Source organism: Longimycelium tulufanense, from assembly GCF_014645795.1.
GTDB lineage: Bacteria > Actinomycetota > Actinomycetes > Mycobacteriales > Pseudonocardiaceae > Longimycelium > Longimycelium tulufanense.
Genome location: NZ_BMMK01000015.1, coordinates 24,521 through 46,049, shown reverse-complemented (window position 1 = coordinate 46,049; position 21,529 = coordinate 24,521). Strand labels below are relative to the sequence as shown.

Below are 21,529 nucleotides of genomic sequence, written 5' to 3'. Positions count from 1 at the left end.
GCACGAGGCGGGTCCGCGGCGCTTCGCGGTCGACAGACCGGCGGGCCGGTTTCACGCCAACGGGGCCGTTCATCTCGTTCCCGGGCTCCCGTGTTCTGTACGCGCCAGCCCTCCCGGACCTCGCTCAGTTCGTCGCATCAATGTTGTATTACGCCGGAAGGGGGTGGGTTGCTCTCTCGTCCCCGCGGGCGCTGGTGGCAGCACATGGTTGGCCATCGCGGCTGTTCGCCGGTTGCTTCGTACTGGTCAGCACCATCTTGGGAGTCACGGGATGGTCGCCGTGGCCTGTTGCTGCCCGGCCACGACCGTCGACGTCGCGGGCCTCGGGTCACCGGTTCGTCGTATGCGGCGATGGTCCGGTATGGGGTCGCACGGGACCTCGTTGCCCCTGCCCTAGGTCCGTGCATCTCGGGACCAAATTCCCTGGCGCGGCCGCCGGCCGCGACCAGGATGGTAGTGGTAGCCGATGGGTGGACAGCGGCGTTTCGTCGCCACAGGTGCGGGCTGGCCGCAGGACCGATGTGGGGTGTGCCCCGCGGGTGCGTCGGGTGTGGGCCGCGGAATGGGGGCTGGGTGCAAGCCGTGCTGGTGACCGTCCAGACCGGGTTACCGTTCGTCTGGCTGGGCTTGGTGTTGGGCATTTCCTTCGTGGAGGCCCCGCTCAAGTTTCGTGCTCCGGGGGTGACCCGGGCTCTCGGGCTGGGCATCGGGCGGATTGTCTTCCGTGCGCTCAACCGGGTGGAGATGGGCTGTGCGATGCTGCTGTGGGTGGTGCCTGCGGTCGCCGTGCTGCTGGAGCCGGTGGCTACGGTTGGCCCATCCCCTCTGGTTTCCGCGCGGGTCATGATCTTCCAGGTGCTGGTGTCCGTGGTGTTGCTGGCCCAGGTTGCATGGCTGCGGCCCGCGCTCGACGCGCGTGCGCAGCGTTGGCAGGCCGAAGACCCGCCGCCGCCTTCGCGGCTGCATCTTTGGTACGTGTTGCTGGAAACGCTCAAGGTGATGCTGCTGGTGGCTCTCGGCGCAGTTCTCGTGATCGGTGGCAGGGGTGCTTGATCCCTCACCACAGCCGGGACTCACCGTTGCCGCGACTATGTCGAACCGCTGTCGGATCCGATGCCGCGGAGAAGCGATCACCAGGGGATAGCAACCCCGATGGACGTAGCGGACTCGGTAGGGCCGGGCCCGAGACGGCAGCGTTTGGCACGGAAGGCACCAGTATTCTCTGGTTCGCTCTCCGGTGGGCGTCCGTTCGGCTTCACTTGTGCCACCGTTCGGCTCTTCCGCCCGCTTCCGGTTGCCATGCGAGGACAATCCTCGGCAGGGTGACGGAAAGTGATCGCAACATGCTCCGGCGGCCGCCGGCCATGCGTGTGATCCTCTCCTGATCGGGGCGGGCGAGGCGGCCGGATGTCCGGCCCCGCGGGGACGGGCGGTGAAGGACAACCGGCCACCCCCACCCGGCTTGCCTGCTTAATCGACCAGATGGGTGAAGATCGACAGATTTTCTCCGCGACGCTAACCATACCCGGCTGGAGCAGCGATAGTCGGGACGGGGGAATTCGCACGGAGTAACCCGGGAAACTACTTACGAAACATTCTCACATCAGCTCGAGATGAAGTCACGAAGGGGGTGAATCGCAGGAGGAGCAGGCGAACCCGCGTGCAATGCCCCAGCGGGCCGGGGCGGTGAACAATTTTCCACTAGGGAGCGTGGGAATGGCAGTCACGCACGAGTACAGCGGCGCGACGCGGCTGCAGAACCGGGAGCAGGCGACGCCCCGAAACTTCGGGGTGACCGTTGCCGTGGTCGACGAGAGACCGGTCATCCGGCGGGGAATCCCCTCGATGTTTGCCACCACCCCCGACGTCCGACTGGTCCGGTGCTTTTCCGACGTCCCCGATCTGGAGGAGCTGACCAAGTACGACGTGCTGGTGCTGGGCATCCACTCCCGGCACGGCGTCGGTCTGCTCCGCCTCACGCACGATCTCGCCGGGCACTGCCGCCTGGTACTGCTGTCCAGCTCGCTGACCCTGGCGGCCACGTTGGTGCTGCTGGACGCCGGGGCGGACGGCTATCTCACCACCGACGCCAGCGAGCAGGTGTTCCGGGAGGCCATCCTGCAGGTCGCCCGGGGTCACCTCTACCTGCACGGGCCGGTGGCCGAGGTGATCCGGCGCAGTGTGCGCGCCCCCGCCCCGCGGCTGGCGCCGCGGGAGGCCGAGCTGCTGGGTCACCTGGCCACCGGGCTCACCCACGCGCAGGCCGCGCGGCGGATGGGAGTGGCGGTGGGAACGGTGGAGACCTACGTGCGGAGAATACGAGCAAAATTCGCGATAAGCGGTCCGGTACAACTGGCTCGGCTCGCCCGTCAGGCGCGGCTGCAGCGAATGCTGTCCTGACCCGCCTGCGCCAGTCCACAAATCTGGGGACTGGGCGACCGGCCCTCCGACGGCGCATCGTTTCAGTCGACCCGGCGAGGAACCAGCAAACTGGGACCTGGGAAAGCGGGGAGCTATTGATGGAAATGGCCGCGCGCTACCTAACGCACTGCCTGGCCGACCCGCATTTCTACGACTCCCCGCACCGCTGGGACGACTCCGCGAGCACGTTCGGTTTGGCCACCCGCGAGCCGCCCGCCGGATGGCGCCGGACCGAGCACGGGCTCTGGATTCGGCTGTCTCCCATCGATCGCACCCTTCCCGATCAGGGCTGGAAAGTGCACGTGGCCGCGGACACCGGCAATGCGGAGCACATCCTGACGACGGTATGGCGCTACTGCCTTCGGATGCGTCTTCCGGTCAGGTTCCTGCGCAGCAGGGCGGCGCTGCGGCTCACCAACTCCCGGGAGGCCGACCGCACCGCGGCCGGCCGGTTCTGCGTGATCTACCCGACGACCTGTGCGGAGCTGCACCATACCCTCACCGCCCTGGGAAACGCGTTGTCCGGGCAGACCGGCCCCACCGTGCTCGGCGACCTGCCGTGGCGGCCGGGGCCGCTTTCGGTGCGGTACGGCGCCTTCCGGCACCGGCATCGTTTGGACGACGACGGTGAGCTGGCGCCCGCGCTGGTCGACCCCACCGGTCGGCTCGTCCCGGACCCCACCACGACGACGTTCCGGGTGCCGCCGTGGGTGGAGGTGCCGCCGTTTCTCGCCGAACGGATGCCGGCCGCGGGGTCCGGGGAGGACTGCCTGCCTTACCGGGTGCAGCGGCCGGTCCGGTTGGTGAACGGCGGGGGGGTGTATCTGGCCCGGCACCGGCGCACCCGGCGGCAGGTCGTGCTCAAGGAAGCGTGGCCGATGGCGGGCTTGGACGCCGACGAGGTGGATGCGGTGGCCCGCCTGGACAACGAGCGTGCGATGGCGGCCCGCCTCACCGATCTCGACGTGGTGCCCCGGGTGCTCGGGTCGTTCACCCACGACACCCGGCACTTTCTGGTCCAGGAGCACGTGGAGGGTGAGCCGTTGACCCAGTTGGCCGCTCAACGGCACCCGCTGGGCCGGCCGGCGCCCACCCCGCGGGAGGTCGCCGTCTTCACCGCGTGGGTGGTCGATGTGGTCGGCCGCCTGCGGTCGGCGCTGGCCGCCATCCACGAGCGCGGTGTGGTGGTCGGGGACGTCCGTCCGTCCAATGTGGTCGTTCGTCCGGATGGTGGTGTGGTGTTGGTCGACCTGGAGCTGGCCACGCCGCTCGTGGCAGCAGACCGGGTCCCGGCCGCGACCCCGGGGTTTGCCGCGCCGGCCGGGCATACCGGCGCCGCGATCGACCGCTACGGCCTGGCGTGCACCGCGCTGTGGTTGTTCCTGCCGTTCGCGCCGTTGCTGTGTGCGCGTGACCCCGGCAAGACCGAGATGTTCCTGCGGGTGTTGGGTGAGCGGTTCGGTGTGCCGGAGACCTTCGTCGCGCGGATGCGTCGTGACCTGCGGGCTGGCCGCGGCAACGAGAGCGGCTCCCACCGGCCGGGCCGGGACGTGTTGGCCGCGCCGGAGCCGGAGGACTGGCCCCGGCTGCGCCGTTCCCTGAGCGAGGGCATCCGCGCTACCGCGACCCCGGACCGCTGCGACCGCCTGTTCCCCGGTGATGTGGCGCAGTTCCGGTCCGGTGGGCTCAACCTCGCGCACGGTGCCGCCGGCGTGCTGCTCGCCCTGGCCACGGCGGGGACCCCGGTCGACTCCAGGCACGTCGACTGGCTGCAGCGAGCTGCCCGGCGCGCTGACACCCATCCCGTCGGCTTCTACAACGGCTTGCACGGCATCGCCTACGCCCTGGACCAGTTGGGGCGGCGGGCGGCTGCGCTGTCCACGCTGGATCGTGCGATCGAGATGATGAGCTCGGGCCTGCTAGCCCGCAGCCTTTACGGCGGTCTCGCTGGCGTGGGGCTGAACCTGCTCTACTTCGCGCACGCCACGGGGGACAACGGGATTTTTCGCAGCGCGATGGCGATCGCGGACCGACTGGCCGATCCGATCCGTTCGGACCGACCGGGCCCTTCCAGGGCTGCCGGTCTGCTGCACGGCGCGACCGGGATCGGGTTGTTTTTTCTTCGCTGCCATCGGGAGACAGCCGACAGTGCGTTCCTCGATCTCGCGGCGGCCGCGCTGCGTCACGATCTCGATCTGTGCGAGGTCGGCCCGCGCGACACGCTGCAGGTCGCCGCCCGGCGCCGGCTCGTGCCATTTCTCGGCACGGGTACGGCCGGCATGAGCCTGGTGCTGCGGGAGTTCCTCCGCCACCGCCAGGACGAGCGGCTCGCCCTGGCCTACGGTCGGATCCGCCGCACCTGCCGCAGCGAGTCGGCCACCTTTCCGGGGCTGTTCACCGGCCAGGCCGGGTTGCTGGCCTGCCTGGCGGCCACCAGCGACCGGCCCTGCCTGGCCGACCCCGACATCCGGACGCACCTGCGCCGCCTGTCCTGGCACGCGGAGTTCCACCGCGGCCGGCTGGCCTTTCCCGGCGACCAACTGCTCCGGCTGTCCACCGACCTCGCGACCGGGGCGGCGGGCGTGCTGCTCGCCCTCACCACGGTCTTCGAAAGCCGACGGGACTTCCTTCCCTTCCTGCCGGCCGACCTGGTCTGCCGCCGTCCGGCGGCCTGTGGCGCCGCTCCGCGCTGACCACCGCCCAGCGCGGGGCGGCGCCACCCCCACCCGGTCCTTCCCCGGCACCACATCCGGTGTCCGGGGGCACGGCGTCCCCGAACCCACCGGCAGGAGGTCATGTATCTACTCATCCCACGTCAGCACCCGTCTCCGCCCGACTCGGCACCGACGCCCTGCACATCAGCCCCGTCCTCCCTCGGTCCCCCTCCCCCCACCCCCTCCCGCCCCTTCCCTCCAAGCCCGCCCACACCCCGCGCGTCCCCTGTGGAAGGCCAACCCATGAGCCCGCAACCACTCCCCGAACCCGAGACTTCCTCCCCTCGGCCCCGCACCTCCGCACCTCCCAGCACCTTCCGTCGGCCCGCTCATGCGCCGGGCACCGCGACGTCGTCCCGTGAGCCCAGCCCCACCAGCGGCCGGGCTGGTGGCATCACCGACCAGCACGCCAGCCTGCCCCTTCCGAACTACCTCGGGCGTGGCCCTCGTGTGTTCGGCCATCCCGTTCCGCCGGACCGGATTACCCGGTTCCGTATCAGCGTCACCACCTTCTTCCGTCCACATCGGACCTAACCAGATCCGTCCACCATCCTGATTCCTCGGAGGTCGCGATGCCCGCTCTGCTCCGCTACCCGGTCACACCACGCCGCCCGGAGCCCAACCGCATCGGCGGCCTCGAGTTCGAGGACGACTACCAGTGGCTGGAGCGCGCCACCCCGGAGGTGTTCGCCTGGCAGGCCGCCCAGGACAGGTTCGCCGCCCGCCGGCTGCGTGCCACGCCCGTCTGGTCCACGGCGATCGACGCGGTGCGTCGGTTCACCGCGCTCCGGCCGGACCATCCACCGGAGCGGTACGGACGTCGCTGGTTCCGGGAGCGGGTTCCCACCGGGGCGCGCCACCCGGTCCTGGAGGTGTCGGACATCCCGACCGGACCCGGCCGCGTCCTGGTGGACCCGAACCTGCTGGGTCCCACCGCAACGGTGGCCCTGGACTGGCAGCCCTCTCCCGACGGATGGCGGCTGGCCTACAGCCTGACCAGCCCGGACCGGCTTCCACTCTTTCGCGTGCTCAATGTCAACTCAGGGGAGACCGTGGTCGACGGGCTGCCCGAACTGGGCACCTACCGGGTGACCTGGCTTCCGGACAGCCGTCGGTTCTTCTGCGTCGTCCTCGACCGGCAGCAGCCCCGCCGAGCCAAGGGGGTCTTCCTCGCCCGTCTTGCCCAGGCGGGCGCGTTGCTCGACCTGGAGCGGCAGGCGCTCCCGCCCGCCTTTCCGGTCCGTCGGATCAGTGTCTCCCCGGACGGCCGCTGGGCCCTGGCCTACGGACCGGGCCGGCCGTTCTACCTCCGTGACCTGTCCGCCTGCGTGTGCTGGCGGCCGTTTCTCCGCGGCCTGCGCGGTACCTTCCGCGGTGTCATCGTCGGTGACGAGCTGATCGCGGTCACCGACGATGGCGCGCCCCGGGGACGGGTCGTCGCCATTCCCCTGGCGGGCCGCTCCGAGGACCGGTCCGCCTGGCGGGAGCTCGTCCCGTCGAGCAACGCCGTGCTCGTCTCCATCACCACGGTCGGCACGGATCTGGTGCTCTCCGAGTACGTCGACGGCGCCACCCGGCTACGCCGCATCTCGCCCGGTGGGGAGCCGCGCGGCGAGATCACCCTGCCGGAGCCGGGCATGGTCCGCCCTGCATCGACCCGCGCCGCCAGTCCGATCAGCCCCGCCGGGAACGGCTGCACGTTCGCCTACTCCTCGATCACGCGCGCACCGGCCACCTACCGGTATGACTTGACCACCTCCTCCCTGGAAGAACTCACCCGACCGCAAGCTGCGGTACCCAATGTCGTCGTGCACAACGAAACCGCGCGCGGCGCGGACGACACACCCATTCCCTACAAGATCGTTACGCGCTCGGATATCCGGGACGTTGTCCCTCGGCCCCTGCTCATCGGCGCCCACGGTGCGCGCAACCTCGCCTGGCTACCGGCCTACCGCTCCGCGATCCCCGCGGCATGGGTACACCTCGGCGGGATCTACGTCCATGCCCACCTGCGTGGGGGCGGCGAGTATGGCAGCGAGTGGTGGCGTGCCGCCCGCCGCCGTACCAAACACGTCACCTTCGAGGACCTGCACGCGATCGCGAGCGACCTCATCCGTCAGGGATGCACAACGTCGGACAGAATCGGAGTGCTGGGTACGGCGCTCGGTGCCCTTCCCGCCGCAGTCGCGGTGACCCGGTGGCCGGAGCTGTTCCGCGCCTGCGTGCTCGACGCACCGGTGCTCGACCTGCTGCGGTGTAAGCACGATCCCGCCACCATGGCCATGGTCGGTGTCGAGCTCGGTGACCCGGACGACCCGGGCGACGCCGCCACCCTCCACGACTACTCGCCCTACCACCGGATCCGCGACGGCGTCCGATACCCGGCGGTGCTCGTCGACTGTGGCGCCGCCGACCGGACCTGCCCCGCCTGGCACGGTCGCAAGGTGGCGGCCCGGTTGCAGAGCGCCACCACCGCGGAGTATCCGGTTCTGCTGCGGGTGCGTCAGCACCATGCGGAGACCGAACCAGCGGACGTGGTTCTCCGCGAGACCGAACAGCTCGCGTTCCTGATGGCCGAACTGGGGTTACGGGCCACGGCGAGCCGTGGTGGGCGCGAGAGTGCCGCGCTTCCCCTGCCTCGGAGGTCTTCCTAACGTTTCGCATGGGACCAGGCTGCCAGCAGGATCTCTCGATGTCGAGCAATCTTCCCCCGGAGCATGGCTTCAAGGCACAAAACACCCGGTCAGAAGGCTGGCAGCCAGCACAAGATCACCCAGTCAGGGAACCGCGACTGCCTGGGTCCAGCCCTGGAGGACGTTGCGGGAAAGCGGCCGGAGAGTGCTACACCAGCCGCAAACGAACGGCTCGGGGTACGGTAAATACCGCATACTTAGGCGATCACACAGGCTACGAGCGCCCACGTTTCCGCACCTCACCGCCCGACTGGTTGATCTCGGCTCGATCCCGAGCCAGCGGCGTTGCGGGAGTGGAGCGAGGGGCCACGATTGACCGGTCACCGTGCCCCGCCGAGACTTTCCCAACGCGCTCAAAGAAACTCGGGGTCCCGGTCTGACCGGGACCCCGACCAACGGGCGGACAGGGCCTCAGCGCACCCCGACGGCACGCAGCCGCTCCGCCCGCAACGCCTCGACCTCGGGGATCGACAACGACGCCAGCTCGGTCCCGGTAACCCAGGTCAGCAGCTTGTCGGCGAACCGCGGGTTGCGTGCCAGGCAGGGACCGTGCAGATAGGTACCAACCACCCTGCCCTGGACCGCACCGTCCACGCCGTTGACACCGTTGCCCACGCCGGAAACCACCGCCCCCAGCGGGCTCGCGTCCGGGCCGAGGTAGGTGCAGCCGCCGTGGTTCTCGAACCCGGTCAGCAGCTCGTCACCGAACAACGAGGTGGGCCGCACGACCAGCTCACCTATAGCGCGCTTGGGCATCGGCCGGGTGCTCACGTCGAGCAGCCCCAACCCGCCGTGCACGACACCCTCCGTGCCGACGAAGGACGTGCCGATGATCTGCATGCCCGCGCACACCGCGAGCACGACCGCACCCCGCTCCACCGCCGCCGCGAGCGTGCCCTGCCGGCGAAGGTGACGAACCGCCACGAGCTGTGCCACGTCCTCGCCGCCGCCGACCATGTAGATGTCGCAGTCGGCGGGCACGAAGTCACCCACGTTGCATTCGATGACCTCGCTGTCGACTCCGCGCAGCCGCAGCCGCTCGGCAAGCACCGCAACGTTCCCGCGGTCCCCGTAGGTCCCCAACAGGTCGGGGAAGACCAGTGCGATCCGGACCGACGACGTCCCACCCATCAGGCCTCACCCTTCAACCGGAGCATGCGGAAGGCGGTGTAGTTGGCGACCACGTCCAGCTCGCCCGGCGGGGCCAGCCGCACCGCCGCCACCGGATCGGACTCCATAACAACCTCGACGCGCGCGTAACGCAGCCGCACCGCCATGTCGGCCGCCCGCTCCCCCGCGACCACGATCGTCATCCCGGCCAGGTGCTCGAACGGCACGTCCCACAGCCAGGACAGGTCGAACCCGTCGGCCTCCCGGGCGTTGACCACGAACATGGCCGGCCGGCCGCTCGTGCGCACCAGCTCCATCATCTCGTGCCAACCCGCGGGGTTCTTGGCCAGCAGCAGCCGCACCTTCCGGCCGCTCAGGGTGAGGTCGCCGTAGCGGCCGGCGACCTGCGTCACCTCCCGGATCCTGGGCAGCGCGGCCTCCGGTACCACCCCGAGCTGGGCCGCCGCCGCCATCGCCAGCGCGGCGTTTCCGTCGTTGACCGAGCCCGGCAACTTCAGGTCGAGCGCCAGCTCCCGACCGCCGTCGGTCCGCACCGCGTGGTCACGGACGCTCCAGGTCGGGTCCGGCCGACGCAGCCCGCACGAGCACGCCCACCCGTCCCCGGCCAGGTCGAGCCGCTCACCGCACTGCGGGCAGCTCATCGCGTCGCCGGTCCACCGCCCGCCACCGACCGACACCCACACCGCGCGCTGCGCCGGGGACGCGGCGAACACGATCATCGGGTCGTCGGCGTTGGCCACCACGACGGCCTGCGGGTTGGCCAGGACCACCTCCCGCAGCCGCGCCGCCACCGTCCGCACCTCGCCGACCCGGTCGATCTGGTCCCGGCTGAGATTGAGCAGCACGATCACGGCGGGCCTGGTCTGCGCGGCGGCGATGTCGAGGTGCATCTCGTCGACCTCGAGCACGGCGTACCGGGCCTGCGGGTCGGCCATCAGCGCGGCCACGTGGCCGTCCGGCATGTTCGCACCGGTGGCGTTGGTGGCTACCGGGCCGGCGACGGACAGTGCCCGGGAGACCATGGAGGTCGTCGTGGTCTTGCCATTGGTGCCGGTGACCAACACCACGGTGCGGCCGCGGGCGAGCCCGGCCAGCACCTCGCGGTCCAGGGCCATCGCGACCCGGCCACCGATGATCGCGCCTTCGCCGAGGCCGGCCGTCCGCGACAGCCAGGCCGCGCCCCGGCCCAGCTTGGTCGCCGCGATCGTCCGCCGTCGCCTGCCACCCGGGTCGCGCGAACCCACCAGGCCCACCACCATCTGCCGTCCCATCCGTCAGCCGCTGGGCACCGCGTCGCGTTGCGACCACGTCCCGTCGGGGAGGACGCGCGTCGACGCGCGGGGTTGCCAGCTCCGTCGTGTGCTGCCGTCCAATTGTTGCCGATCGTGCCATCCGCTCCCCGGGTGCAGGGACCGTGGCGGCGTGTCCCCCGTTCGGGGGCCGTACCGTGGGCGCGTGGCTCCACGAGCGCATCCCCGGCACGACCGCGACGCGGGCGGTCCACCCGAGCTGCTCGCGGCCAAGGCGGACCTGCGCGAGCAGGTCTGGGCCGCCCTCACCGACGCCCGGGTCACCCGGTTCCCCGGCGCCCGCGGGCGCATCCCCAACTTCACCGGTGCCGAGGCCGCGGCCGGGCGGCTCCGGGACACCGCGGTGTGGCGTGGGGCACGCACGGTCAAGGCGAACCCCGACTCCCCGCAGTGGCCGGTCCGGCAACGTGCGCTCGAAGACGGCAAGACGGTATACATGGCGGTACCGCGGCTGGCCGATCCGGCGCCGTTCTTCCTGCTCGATCCCGCACATCTGGCGGATCCGCCACGCAAGGCGTCCTCGATCAAGAGCGCTTCCCGGTCAGCGCGGCGGGTTGGGGTGGCGGAGCTGGAGTCGGTGGATGTGGTGGTCACCGGATGCGTGGCGGCTGCTCCCGACGGCGCCCGGCTGGGCAAGGGTGGGGGTTTCAGCGACCTGGAGTTCGCCATCGCGACCGAGGCCGGGCTCATCGGTCCGGACACGGTGGTGGTCACCACCGTGCACGAGCTGCAGGTGTTGCCGGAGGGAGCAATCCCGACCGTGGAGCACGACGCGCGCGTGGACTACATCGTCACGCCGGAGCGGGTGATCAACTGCCAGCACGACGGGCGGCGCGCACCGGCGCGGGTCCGGTGGCCGGAGCTGACCGAGGAGAAGATCGCCTCGATCCCGTTCCTCGCCGAACTCCGCGCGAGGCGGTGACTCTAGCGGTTCCGCGGTCGCGTCACCGCGAACTCCGGCTCATGCGCAGGCACCGGACCAGCCGGGTGGCCGGCCGACCGTCCCCACACGTGGTGATCTCGATCTCGCAGAGCGGTGTGGCCGACTGGCCGTCGTCCAGCCGCGAGACGCGGATGGCCCACCGCTCCCCGGCGGGTCTGCCCTCCCGCTCGAACCACTCGTCCGCGACGGCTTTGGTGTACTCGGCCACGGGATCGTGGTTACGTCGCCGCCACAGGTAGAAGCCGTGGTCGTTGATGCGCTGCGTGTACCAGAGAAGACGCCGCCCCCGTAGGACGCGGAAGAACTCCACCCGGTGCCAGTCGTCCCAGTTCGGCATATGGGACCACCCCGACCTTTGTTGTCGCCCTCATTGTGCGAGCAAACGTCGGAGCCTGGGCGGCGGCACGCCGACACTGTGTCGATCGCTGTCCACGTTGATGGCTCTGATTACCGTGCCAAGTCAGGGAATCACGCAGCGTGATCTAGTACGTGAAACTCACGACGAGCAGTCTCATGTTTGACGGTCTGGGCGTGGCCAGGGAGCGGTTGCGCGTCCCTGCCGCTGCTCGACAGTTCCGAATGTCAGCTGTGGTGCTGGTCGGGCGGACCCGGTCATGCAGTGGGCCGTCAGAACTTACGTATGGTCGCGGCGTTGTCCGATGTGGGGCTGCCGAACCGGCTGTACACACAGCCGTAGTCCCGGTGTCGGCTCACGATGGCCCAACCCTGGGGGGCGGACCAGGCTCCGCAGACGGCTCGGATGCTTCCGGAGGGAAGCCCGTTCAGGTTCACCAGCATCTGTTGGGTGTTGTTGTTGCTGCTGCCAAACCTGCTGATCTCGCAGCTGGAGACGTAGCGGTAGCGGGTGACCGCCCATCCGGCGGGACGCGGGCTGGATGTGCAAGCGGCGACCGTTCCGCCCGGAGAGACGCTCGTGACCTTCCGAATCGTCTTGGCATTGTGCGTGCTTCCGGGACGGCCACACCTATAATTGGTGCTGTATTTCACTTCAACCCATCCCGACGGGGTGGGGCTACCCATGCAGACCGTCATGGTGTCGGACGCGGTGGCCGGTAGCGGTAACCCAACGACGAGACCGGCGACAGCAGCAGCACAAGCGGCAAGGCGGAGCGGGACGCGGGAAGGCATCGAGACCTCCAGGACCGGACGACTGCGTCGATGGAACACTCACCGAGCCGATCCATTGGAACACCGAGGAAAACCTGCACCTACCGCCTCATGATCTAACGTTCGGCTGCGCCGAGTTCGCTGGCGGAGCAACGCTTTCGATCCTCTGGACCCGCGAGCGTGTCGCCGGCCTCCTCAACGCACCGAACCCGGGACGGGCCTGAGCCCGCGAGCGCGCCGGGACGGCCTTGACCAAGTTCAGCCTGACACGTCGCAGACCCAACCGACCGCGGGTGTCGTCACCGGAACAACCAACGCCCGGATGCTTGGTGCCGTCGAAGCCCGGGGCCGTAACCATGATTCTGGGACGCTGCAACCGGAAAGCCCACCGCTCCACGCCCGAGGCCCGTACGGCGGTTACTCCTCAGCCCTGCTGATGGGGTGGCGCCGAAGTACCTTCGGCCCCTCACGTCCCACCAGCACCACATACCTTGTCCAGCTCGAGGAGCAGGCCGTCCCTCGACGACCCGACGGAGTCAGTGCGCTGCGAGGCCGAGGCCGTACGCCTCGGCAACGGCTTCCCGGCACCAGCGCATCCGGGTGACCGTGATCTCCGGGTACTCGCCGTATGCCTGGGCGAGCTCGCAAGCGCACAGGCCGGGGTCGTTGCTGTGCGCGAGCAGGCTGGCGCGCACCGCAGCGCGCACCTGGTCGGGGCTGGGGTGGTCCGCAGGCCGCAGCGGACTGCAGAACAGGGCCTCGGCGAGCTCGGCGAGGTTCTCCTCGCGGCCACCGGGGGGCGCGTCGTTGCGCATCGTCATCACGGTGCTCTCCCTCCCCATCGGGTGGGATAGGTGTCTGCCGTCGTAGGGACGGAGCAACACCCGTCGGGTGACGGACTCGCGGCAAGTATCCTCGCAACGCCACCGGTTTGGGGACGACACGCACAAAATTCTCCCGACTGATCGCCTACCCGCCGTTCGAGTGGCCTTGGTCGAACCGGGAGGCTTGCGGCGAGCCGGACGTCGAGGCCACCTGCCCCTTCCGGGCGGTGATCTTCACTCGTTCCGCCGCAGGTCAGCGCCCCGGGGCCCAAGCCCAGGTATGGAGAAGGCGACCACCGGGCGCAACGACGCGTGTCCCCAAAGCCCCCAACCGGTAGACCCACCGAGTCCTGGTATTCCTCACACCGCGTGCGCGGGGACCGCCTTTCGGACCAGCGGGACCAGCGTTGTCCGGCGCCTCGGCCGGTGCCGGGAAGCCACTCGCCACGGCGATGGGGTCGCCGCGCAGGGACCCGGTGACCACAGGTCACCGTTGCCGGCCTCCCGACGTAGCCAGCCGGTCGTGAGTGTTCGCGGGCGAGGGTGTCTTCGCCGAGATCTCGGGATACGCACCGACGACGGTGTGAACAGCGTTTGCACCGCGTGTCCCTCCTCCGCACCCAACCAGCGTCGTGCAGGCCGTCTCACTCGGCGACGTTGTCAGGGGCGGTGCCGCCACGGGAGCCGACGTTGCTCCGCGCGGCGGTCATCGTGGGGCGAATTTTGGCCGCGCAACTGTCACCGGGCCCATCCGTGTCCGACACAGCGCAGAGCTGATGACCAGCGGTGGTCCCCCAGAAAGTCGCCGCAACAGCAGGGCCGACCACCGGGACCGGCGACGGGACCCCGGGCCGGTCGTGTTTCTGGGCCCACGCGCGTCTCCGCTGGCTCAGCAGGTTTCCCCGCGTGCGGACCTGACCTTCTGTCAAACCTCTTGCCCCGACACCTTGACCACTCGGGCTACCGGGACGAACCTCGCGCGTTGCTACGGTTGCGCTGTGTGTGCTGGGGGCTCTGCCGGAAAGAAGCGCGTGCTCGCGAAGGAACGACTGACCGAGTTGGTCGAGCAACACGGTCCCGGGGAGGTCCTTCCGCCCGAGCGGGTCCTCGCCGAGCAGTTCGGTGTCTCGCGGCCGACCCTGCGCACGGCCCTGGCGGAGCTGGCCCGGGCTGGCCTAGTGGTGCGCCAGCGTGGCCGCGGAACCTTCACCACCGCACGGAGCACCGCGCCGGAGTTCGTCCCCGCCGTGCACGACTCGATTCTCTCGCCCGCGGCCGAGGGTGAGTGGACCAGCCGGGTCCTCCGGTTCGAGAGTGTTCCGGCCGGCGCCCGGCTCGGCCAGCGGCTGCAGGTATCGCCCGCGACCGAGGTGCTGCGGGTGACCCGGCTGCAGCTGGTTGGCACCGAGCCGATGGCGCTGGAACGGCTCCGACTACCGCTCCTCCTCGTGCCCGACCTGACCGCCCGGGACCTGGAGGTCGGATCGTTCTATCGGTTGCTGCGCATGCGGTACGGGATCACGGTCGCCGATGCCGTACAGACGATCGAGTCCACGGTGGTGGATCCGGTCGAGGCGGAGTCGCTCACGGTGCCACCCTACTCCCCCGCCCTGCTGTGCGAGCGGGTCACCAGGGACGGCGAGGGCCGGGTGGTCGAGTTGGCGAGGTCGGTGCACCGTGGCGACCGTTACCGGATCACCTCTCGGTTAACCTTTGGCCAGCAGGGCTGAACCAAGGTCCGACTCAGCGGTTCCTTTTTCGCACCAGGAGACCAACCGGACCGGACCATCCCGAATAGCGGTGACGGTAAACCGATAACGCGGGCGTCTATTATACACCCCCTTCCCGGCAACCGCCGAACGGCGACACATGTCCGTTTCGGGCTTTCCGGGAACGCGAAAACCTCACCCGGACTTCACCCGCGGATACCCACGGGTTTCGAGACTCGTCCAATTCACCGCCGACTGCCCCGTTCCGCGCTCAACAGATACGGCCGATCGGCGGTACAGCATACCCCATAAACATGCCTACACCCCCGCTCGAGCACGGAAAAGCCGGTTCGTGGACCGTTCGCCGCGACCGGGTAACGGGTGCCGGCCAGGCGGGCATCCTGGCCCTGTCGACCCGCTAATAGAGCCGGCGCTGGAACCCGATAGTCGCTTCCTAAAAAAGCTCCGCGTACCCCACCGAGAGCATTAGGCCGACCCGGTGATCCCGCTTGCCTCAGTCAAGCGATCAAGCTTAAATCGGCTCGGGTCGCTCAATTGAGGCCGACGGTTCGACGCCGGACACAAGCGAGCGACCCGTACTGGGGATACTGGGGAGACTCGACGGAACCGATCGAGACGGTCGCGTCCGGCGAGTCGGAACTTGGTTGGGGAGACCAAGATGCTCACGACTGTGGACAGGGACGAGGTGCAGCTGGTGCGCTGGCCGGCCGAGGCGGCCCTGCGGGACCACTGCCGGGCGATGGGCGTGCCCCGGCTGCTCGTCGTCGAACGCGGCGCCACCGCTCCGATCTGCTCGGACGTCCGGGAGGACTGGGTCCGGGCACCGATCTGCAAGTCCGACCTGAAGGCCCGGGTGGCCGCGTTGCGGGCCAGGGTTAGCTCGCACCGGATCCCGCAGCTGGATCCCAGCGGCGTGCTCCGGTTCGGCGCTCGGTCGGTCACCATTTCGCCGACCCAGGCCGAGCTGCTCGACCTGCTGGTCACGCACTTCGGCCAGCTCGTTCCGCGCAAGGCGCTGGCCGCGCGGCTGCCCGCGCGGGCCGGCAACGCCAGCCGTAACGCGCTCGACCTGCACATCATGCGGCTGCGCCGGCGGATCACCGCACTCGGCCTGGTGGTGCGCACCGCGTGGGGGCGGGGCTACCTGCTCGAACGGACAAGCGAAGGGAACTGACGGTCCTGGTCACCGGGGACCGCGCTGGGTCGGTAGAGCGTCGGTACCGACCAGCGCGGCGCCCGGGTAGGAACCAGCGCGCCCTTCGGCGTCGGCTCGCCGCCGACGCCCGCAACAGCTCCCGTCCTGGAGTGAGCCGAACATCGTCGAGCTCCCTATCCCTCGGGAACTGACCTGCGTGGAGGAGTCATCGAACTCAGCCCGACCCACACAGGTTCGAGGCGCGAAGCCTTCGGACCGGAACGCAGCCAGCGCTACTCGGGTAGTGCTCGACCCCGCTCGCCGCACCCGGGCGCGCCGCAGCAGGAGAAGGCTGCGCCCGGAGCACCCACGGGAACGAGGTCCAGGCACTTCCGGGCGTCACCTGAGCTGCCTGGCCAACGCGAACTACGTCGGCCGGGGTGCGGCTTCTGCTGACGCCGCGGTGAGTGAGGAGATGAACTCGTTCGTCAGCACGGACCACAGTACGTGGTCTCGCCATCGGCCCCCTACGTGCATGTAGTCCCGCATGACGCCCTCTCGCTTGAACCGGTGCGATGCCGCGAGAACGGCCGCCGCCCGGTTGTTCACCGCGATCGGAGCGACCAGGCGGTGGAGGTCCAACGGGCCGAAGGCATGACTCATGATGAGCTGAAGTGCGTGACTGGCCACCCCGCTGCCATGATGCTCCGCCGCAATCCACATCCCTGCCTCGCCCGACCTTTGTGTCCGATCGATGCGATCGATGACCACCTCACCCGCAAGCCGGCCATCGACCTCGATCACGGCAGGAAGGCTGTACCCACGTCGGGCCGACCACCGGAGCCGGGCCCACCGCTCGTACCACGTCCTGGTCGTGAAGCGGTCCTCCCAGGGCAGGACACTGGTGGGCCACCATGGTTCCAACGCCATCCGCTCCCGACGAACCAGTGCGCTCCACTGCTCCGCGTCGGCGAGTCGCGGTGGCCGCAGTCGGACCGACCGGCCGTCACGGGCAGTTCGCGGTCCCAGCGCTGTCGGCCACCCGGGGTGATCCGGGTACAGCCGCGACTTCAGCGCCTGGTAAAGCTGTCCTTTCGAACCAGCTCGCATCCTGTTCTCCCTCCTCTCCCGCGTGGTCCACACCGACCGTGACCTCGTCCAGTGCGGCGCCTGCCCGCCTCCCGGCGCGAATCCAGGCGCAGCCGACCACGACACCGGTCAGCAATCCACCGACCAGGATGCTGGGCATCGCTTCCGGTAGCAGGGTGCGGATACCGAACAGGACGATCGCGAGCACGACCGCGACCAGCACGGGAGCGACAACCGCCTTCATCATGGTCAACAGCTGCACGCCGGCACGGCCCAGGGCCCACAGATGAACGGGAACCGCAACGAGAAGCACCGCGGCGAGCTGCGCCCATCCGACTCCGGCGACGCCTCCCCATTCCGCACCGACGATGGTGCAGGGCACCAAGGCCAGCAGCCAGGCGATCTGCGGCAACACCGCCGACATGACCTTGCCCATGGCGATGAGCAACGCGAGCATCAGTTCGGTCAGCAGGCCGACAGCGGCGGCCACGGCGATGAGACCCAACACCGGAGCGGCAGCCATCCAGCTCGGGCCGTAGGCGAACCACACGATCCGGTCCGACAGCATGACAAGTCCGGCCGCACCGGGGAGCACCACGGACGCCACGATCCCCAGCACGCGGCCGGCGACCTCACCCAGGTTCGCACTACCGTCCCGTGCTTGGGCGAAGGTCGCTACAGTGATCCGCTCCATGGTGGAGCGCATCATCGAGACGGGCCAGTTCGCCACCGTGTTCGCCAAGTAGAACAGGCCGAGCGTCGTGGCACCGAGCAGTCTTCCCGCGACCGCCTGCGGAACGGTCTGCAACCCGATGAGCATCAGCGACGACATCACGACCGTCGATCCGTACCGAGCCACGCCAAGATACTGCGTGCGGTCGAAGCCGAGCCGCGGGTACTCACCGGACAGCGCGATGAGAAGCACGACCGTCAAGGCGGTGCCCGCAACGTTTCCCACCGCCAACGCCCACGGACCCCATCCATGAAACGCGAGTACAGCGGTCAGCACCAAGCCGAGCACGATGCCCGAGAGGTCGGACACCAGCCGCCGATCCTGTGCCAGCCGCCGCGCGAGCATGGCACCGGGAACACCGGCAAAGCCATCCAGCAGAACATTGGTGGCGATCAGCCGCACCACCCCGGTCGCTTGTGGTGCCCCCAGCGCCGACGCTATGAACGGCGCCGCCAAGAGGCATGCCAAGAACACGAGCGCTCCGCCAATGATCGACATCGTCCAGACTGTCGGAAGCATCGGACGCACGTCGCCCTCGTGCCTGACGACCGCGACGGCAACGCCGAAGTCGTTGAAGGTCAGCAACAGGTTCAGCGTGAGCAGGGCGACCGCATAGACACCGAATTCCTCCGGCGCCAGCAGGCGTGCCAACACCATGCCCAAGAGCACCGAGCCCGACCGCGTAAGCATTGTGTTGAGTAAGCTCAATGACAGGCCGCGCCGGAACCGGCTACCGAGGGTGAGAACGTGGGCCATCAGGTCAGTCCAGCCCGAAGCCAGCTCCAGTCCTGGTAGTAGCTCCCGTCGTGCACCGTATAGTTCACGGTCACCTCGGGTACGTACACGGTGCGCATCCGTTTGGAGAGTCGGTGGACGAACTCCCAGTCCTCCCGGGCATACACGTCGTTGGGACGCCGGGCGGGATCGAACCTCACCTTAGGGCAGCGACGAACGACGATGCTGCTGATGTCGATCCACGGCAGGTGTGCATGCTGGCGGCGATCGAAAGGTCTGCCCAGAATGTCCACTATGGATCCATCACGTCGGCTCCGCTTCACCCCGGTGTAGACCAGGCCGGGACCATCCGGCATTGCGGTGAGCGCTTCCTCCAGGTGGTTGGGGCGCCAGGTGTTGTCGTCGTCGAGGAAGGCGACGAACGGCGAGCGACTCAGCCGAATCCCTACGTTCCGTACCAGGCCGCAGCTTCCATAGTTCCTGCTCAATGACAGGACCGTGATCCGTGGGTCCTCCGGAAGGAGTCCCACCATACCGCCACCATCGTCCACCACGATCACGGCGAGGTCGGTAACCGTCTGTGCAAGCGCGCTGCGCACCGCCTCGCTGAGCTGCTCCGGGCGCCGAAACGTCGGGATCACCACCGCCACCAATGCCGACGGGTATGTCCCCCTTCGGGCGTGGAGCCTTGCCACCTCGTCGTACTCTGCGTTGGTCGCGTTGATACGCGCCTGCAAGGATCGCACCCGCCACAGACGCTCGCTCAGTGCACTACGACCGCCGAGCAGCTGGAGTGCGTTCAGACCCACTTGGCGCACCACCGGGTGCCGTCTCAAGGCACACATCAGGAAAGGCTCCTGTTCGGCTGGCTGAGGAACTCCGTTGGTGCTGCGGGATGCGTGGGTTCACCGCGAAGCAGGAGCTGCCGCCCGGTCCAGAGCGCTGCCAGCGCCTGCCGGTGGATCTGCCTTCCCAAGGGCATCAGCAACAGTTGGCGCAGTGCCAGTGCGGACCAGGTCAAGATTGTTGCGCGACGCCCATCCCACCGTGCCGTGTGCACGACCCGGTTGGTGACCAGCTGCGCCCACAGGGAAGGGGAACGCTTCCGATGCCCACCACGGTGCACCGCGCGAGCATCAGGAACCCTTCGCACCCGCCACCCGGCGTCCGTGACCCGCCGGCAGTAGTCGGTTTCCTCCCAGTAGAGGAAGAGATCATCGCGCCACGGTCCGACGACCCTGCGTACCTGCGCCGGTACCAACAGGATGGCACCCCACGCCCAGTCAGCCCACCTCGCGTCCTCGGGCATCTCGCTGCCCAGGGCGGGTACGTACCTGCCCAGGGCAGGTCCGGTCAACGTGCGGAGCGGAGTGGGGCGACGCTGCAGCGTGGGTTCCGCAGAGCCGTCCGGTCGCCTGATCTCCGGAACCGCGACTCCGATCGAGTCATCGCGTTCGCAAGCGTCCAGCAGCGTACGCACCATCCCGGGCTCCAGGACCACGTCGGTGTTCAGCACCAACAGCGCCTCGTCTGGATCGGCGAGCGCCGCGCAGGCATTGATCCCGGCGGCATAGCCGAGGTTGCCGCCCATATCCACCACGACCGACTCCGGCGCAAGGGAACGCACGACGTCGGCGCTACCGTCAGTGGATCCGTTGTCCGCCACTACGAGACGCCATCGGGAGACACCTTCGAAACCCGCCGGCATGCTGGCTATCAGGTTGGGAAGATGTGCGGCGGATTGATAACTGACTACCGCAGCCATGACCGGTGGTGTCATCCGTCCAACCCTCCTTTCTGGCTCATCACTCGTCGAGCGCGCTGGTCACGCAAGGATCGACCACGAAGACCCACCAGTTCGAGCACACCGTCCGTCACACCACGGGCCAGGTGGTAGCCCACCCGCATCCAGTTGTCGCGCAGCCAAGGGCGTAGGGCGGCGAGTGTGCGAACCCGATCCCGACCACGGACCGGGGAGCGGAGTACGGCCCGGAGGTACCAGTAGCCTTCTTCGGCGCTGGGGGCGACAATGCGCGGGATATTCATCCGCTGTGTCGCGTAGAATTGACGGTGGGTCAGGCTGGCACTCACCCTCCGGTCGTGGAGTCGGTGCCAGAGAAGCTCTTCCGCCACCTCGACGAATGGGCCGTGCAGCGTCAGCTCCGCAACCAGGATCCGGTCGCTGTTCCAGACCGGTGGTTCCAGCATCGTCCGAAGCATGACATTCCTGCGGACCAGCCCGTAGCAGTGATAGTTCTCGTGCACCAAGGCGAGAAGGTCGTACAACCGCACGGCAGGATCGGGATGAGCAGTTCGGCAGGGGTTGTGCCACGAACCGACCTGCGCATCATTCTCGTCGATCTGTCTCGCCCAGGTGAACGCCAGCACCGCCTTGTCGTCGTTCTGCAGGGCGACGTACATCCGCTCGATCCGCTCCGGCGCGTAGGCGTCGTCGGAGGATGCCCAGGTGAAGAACGGGCTGCGTGCGTTCCGGACGAGCCAGTTGTGGTTCTCGATCACACCTACGTTGCGGTCCTGGCGCTCATAGCGGATCCGCGGATCGCTTCGGGCAGCCGTACGACAGATCTCCTCTGTAGCGTCATCCGAGCAGTTGTCGGAGATCAGCAGTTCGAAGTCCTCGTACGTCTGCGAGAGCAGGGAAGCCAATGAGCTTGAGAGATAGTGCTCCCCGTTGTAGACCGGAAGCCCCACCGTGACGGGGGGTGGCGCCGGGCCGATCAGTGCCGGCATGCCGATCGCGTTCTCCGCGCTCGCCATCGCATCTCCCGACGTTCTCTCCACCGGTCCTGTCTTGCTCATGGGAACGTCCTCCAGTCGACGTGATGACGTCGTTGCGGCGAACTGGTTCATCCGGCTTTGGTCGGCGTTGTCGCTCGTGCTCGCTCCGTCCGGCACGGATCCGTACCCCGGATACTGGTGTAC

The 21,529-nt window shown here is 68.8% G+C and carries 16 protein-coding genes; 7 read left to right on the top strand and 9 right to left on the bottom strand.

Translation table 11 applies throughout. The annotated features are described in order from the left end of the window. Positions 1–582: 582 nt before the first annotated feature. The 4 genes from IEY55_RS16430 to IEY55_RS16415 all read left to right on the top strand — a co-directional run bounded on the left by IEY55_RS16430 (position 583) and on the right by IEY55_RS16415 (position 7,789). Positions 583–1,053, top strand: a complete 471-nt coding sequence (locus IEY55_RS16430; protein WP_229686456.1) for a hypothetical protein — start codon at positions 583–585, stop codon at positions 1,051–1,053. Positions 1,054–1,716: 663 nt separating this feature from the next. After that, complete coding sequence (locus IEY55_RS16425; RefSeq protein ID WP_189058760.1) at positions 1,717–2,400, top strand: LuxR C-terminal-related transcriptional regulator; 684 nt, start codon at positions 1,717–1,719, stop codon at positions 2,398–2,400. Positions 2,401–2,519: 119 nt separating this feature from the next. After that, a complete protein-coding gene (gene lanKC / locus IEY55_RS16420; RefSeq protein WP_189058758.1) occupies positions 2,520–5,114 on the top strand; it encodes a class III lanthionine synthetase LanKC in 2,595 nt (864 codons plus the stop codon). 593 nt (positions 5,115–5,707) lie between these two features. Further along, a complete protein-coding gene (locus IEY55_RS16415) occupies positions 5,708–7,789 on the top strand; it encodes a prolyl oligopeptidase family serine peptidase (protein ID WP_189058756.1) in 2,082 nt (693 codons plus the stop codon). 450 nt (positions 7,790–8,239) lie between these two features. On the opposite strand, the gene IEY55_RS16410 is transcribed toward IEY55_RS16415, so the two are convergent. Next, complete coding sequence (locus IEY55_RS16410) at positions 8,240–8,959, bottom strand: type 1 glutamine amidotransferase (RefSeq protein WP_189058754.1); 720 nt, start codon at positions 8,957–8,959, stop codon at positions 8,240–8,242. Continuing rightward, a complete protein-coding gene (locus IEY55_RS16405; protein WP_229686455.1) occupies positions 8,959–10,230 on the bottom strand; it encodes a Mur ligase family protein in 1,272 nt (423 codons plus the stop codon). Before IEY55_RS16405 ends, IEY55_RS16410 begins: the two co-directional genes overlap by 1 nt. A gap of 184 nt (positions 10,231–10,414) precedes the next feature. On the opposite strand from IEY55_RS16405, the gene IEY55_RS16400 reads away from it, so the two are divergent. Next, on the top strand, positions 10,415–11,191 hold the full coding sequence (locus IEY55_RS16400) for a 5-formyltetrahydrofolate cyclo-ligase (RefSeq protein WP_189058961.1): 777 nt from the start codon (positions 10,415–10,417) through the stop codon (positions 11,189–11,191). Between the two features lie 22 nt (positions 11,192–11,213). Here IEY55_RS16400 and IEY55_RS16395 read toward each other — a convergent pair whose 3' ends face one another. After that, positions 11,214–11,549: a hypothetical protein gene (locus IEY55_RS16395; RefSeq protein WP_189058751.1), complete on the bottom strand. Its 336-nt coding sequence runs from the start codon at positions 11,547–11,549 to the stop codon at positions 11,214–11,216. Between the two features lie 1,327 nt (positions 11,550–12,876). Further along, positions 12,877–13,161 (bottom strand): hypothetical protein, encoded by a 285-nt coding sequence (locus tag IEY55_RS16390; protein ID WP_189058749.1) that lies wholly within the window; start codon positions 13,159–13,161, stop codon positions 12,877–12,879. A 1,001-nt stretch (positions 13,162–14,162) separates the two neighbouring features. On the opposite strand from IEY55_RS16390, the gene IEY55_RS16385 reads away from it, so the two are divergent. Both IEY55_RS16385 and IEY55_RS16380 read left to right on the top strand, forming a co-directional pair. Continuing rightward, positions 14,163–14,894, top strand: a complete 732-nt coding sequence (locus IEY55_RS16385; protein WP_308424766.1) for a GntR family transcriptional regulator — start codon at positions 14,163–14,165, stop codon at positions 14,892–14,894. Positions 14,895–15,552: 658 nt separating this feature from the next. Further along, positions 15,553–16,068: a winged helix-turn-helix domain-containing protein gene (locus tag IEY55_RS16380; protein WP_229686454.1), complete on the top strand. Its 516-nt coding sequence runs from the start codon at positions 15,553–15,555 to the stop codon at positions 16,066–16,068. 387 nt (positions 16,069–16,455) lie between these two features. Here the strand turns inward: IEY55_RS16380 and IEY55_RS16375 are convergent, their stop codons facing one another. From IEY55_RS16375 to IEY55_RS16355, 5 genes are read right to left on the bottom strand one after another with little or no spacing between them, the layout of a single operon-like run. Next, positions 16,456–17,139, bottom strand: a complete 684-nt coding sequence (locus IEY55_RS16375; RefSeq protein WP_189058745.1) for a GNAT family N-acetyltransferase — start codon at positions 17,137–17,139, stop codon at positions 16,456–16,458. After that, the gene (locus IEY55_RS16370) at positions 17,036–18,607 is read right to left on the bottom strand and encodes an oligosaccharide flippase family protein (RefSeq protein WP_268239320.1); all 1,572 of its coding nucleotides are present in this window, start codon (positions 18,605–18,607) and stop codon (positions 17,036–17,038) included. The genes IEY55_RS16375 and IEY55_RS16370 overlap by 104 nt, the downstream gene beginning before the upstream one ends. After that, positions 18,607–19,395, bottom strand: a complete 789-nt coding sequence (locus IEY55_RS16365; RefSeq protein ID WP_189058741.1) for a glycosyltransferase family 2 protein — start codon at positions 19,393–19,395, stop codon at positions 18,607–18,609. Before IEY55_RS16365 ends, IEY55_RS16370 begins: the two co-directional genes overlap by 1 nt. A 35-nt stretch (positions 19,396–19,430) precedes the next feature. Then, the gene (locus IEY55_RS16360) at positions 19,431–20,351 is read right to left on the bottom strand and encodes a glycosyltransferase (protein WP_229686467.1); all 921 of its coding nucleotides are present in this window, start codon (positions 20,349–20,351) and stop codon (positions 19,431–19,433) included. An 11-nt stretch (positions 20,352–20,362) separates the two neighbouring features. Next, positions 20,363–21,406 carry a glycosyltransferase family 2 protein gene (locus IEY55_RS16355; RefSeq protein ID WP_189058737.1) on the bottom strand — a complete coding sequence of 348 codons (1,044 nt, stop codon included), beginning with the start codon at positions 21,404–21,406 and terminating at the stop codon, positions 20,363–20,365. Between the last annotated feature and the right edge of the window lie 123 nt (positions 21,407–21,529).

Excerpts from the sequence above, each read along its gene's own strand:
- IEY55_RS16355 (WP_189058737.1), bottom strand. The coding sequence starts at position 21,406 with ATGAGCAAGACAGGACCGGTGGAGAGAACGTCGGGAGATGCGATGGCG.
- IEY55_RS16375 (WP_189058745.1), bottom strand. The coding sequence starts at position 17,139 with ATGCGAGCTGGTTCGAAAGGACAGCTTTACCAGGCGCTGAAGTCGCGG.
- IEY55_RS16380 (WP_229686454.1), top strand. The coding sequence starts at position 15,553 with ATGCTCACGACTGTGGACAGGGACGAGGTGCAGCTGGTGCGCTGGCCG.
- IEY55_RS16410 (WP_189058754.1), bottom strand. The coding sequence starts at position 8,959 with ATGGGTGGGACGTCGTCGGTCCGGATCGCACTGGTCTTCCCCGACCTG.
- lanKC (WP_189058758.1), top strand. The coding sequence starts at position 2,520 with ATGGAAATGGCCGCGCGCTACCTAACGCACTGCCTGGCCGACCCGCAT.
- IEY55_RS16360 (WP_229686467.1), bottom strand. The coding sequence starts at position 20,351 with ATGGCTGCGGTAGTCAGTTATCAATCCGCCGCACATCTTCCCAACCTG.
- IEY55_RS16370 (WP_268239320.1), bottom strand. The coding sequence starts at position 18,607 with ATGGCCCACGTTCTCACCCTCGGTAGCCGGTTCCGGCGCGGCCTGTCA.
- IEY55_RS16425 (WP_189058760.1), top strand. The coding sequence starts at position 1,717 with ATGGCAGTCACGCACGAGTACAGCGGCGCGACGCGGCTGCAGAACCGG.
- IEY55_RS16390 (WP_189058749.1), bottom strand. The coding sequence starts at position 13,161 with ATGACGATGCGCAACGACGCGCCCCCCGGTGGCCGCGAGGAGAACCTC.
- IEY55_RS16405 (WP_229686455.1), bottom strand. The coding sequence starts at position 10,230 with ATGGGACGGCAGATGGTGGTGGGCCTGGTGGGTTCGCGCGACCCGGGT.
- IEY55_RS16415 (WP_189058756.1), top strand. The coding sequence starts at position 5,708 with ATGCCCGCTCTGCTCCGCTACCCGGTCACACCACGCCGCCCGGAGCCC.
- IEY55_RS16395 (WP_189058751.1), bottom strand. The coding sequence starts at position 11,549 with ATGCCGAACTGGGACGACTGGCACCGGGTGGAGTTCTTCCGCGTCCTA.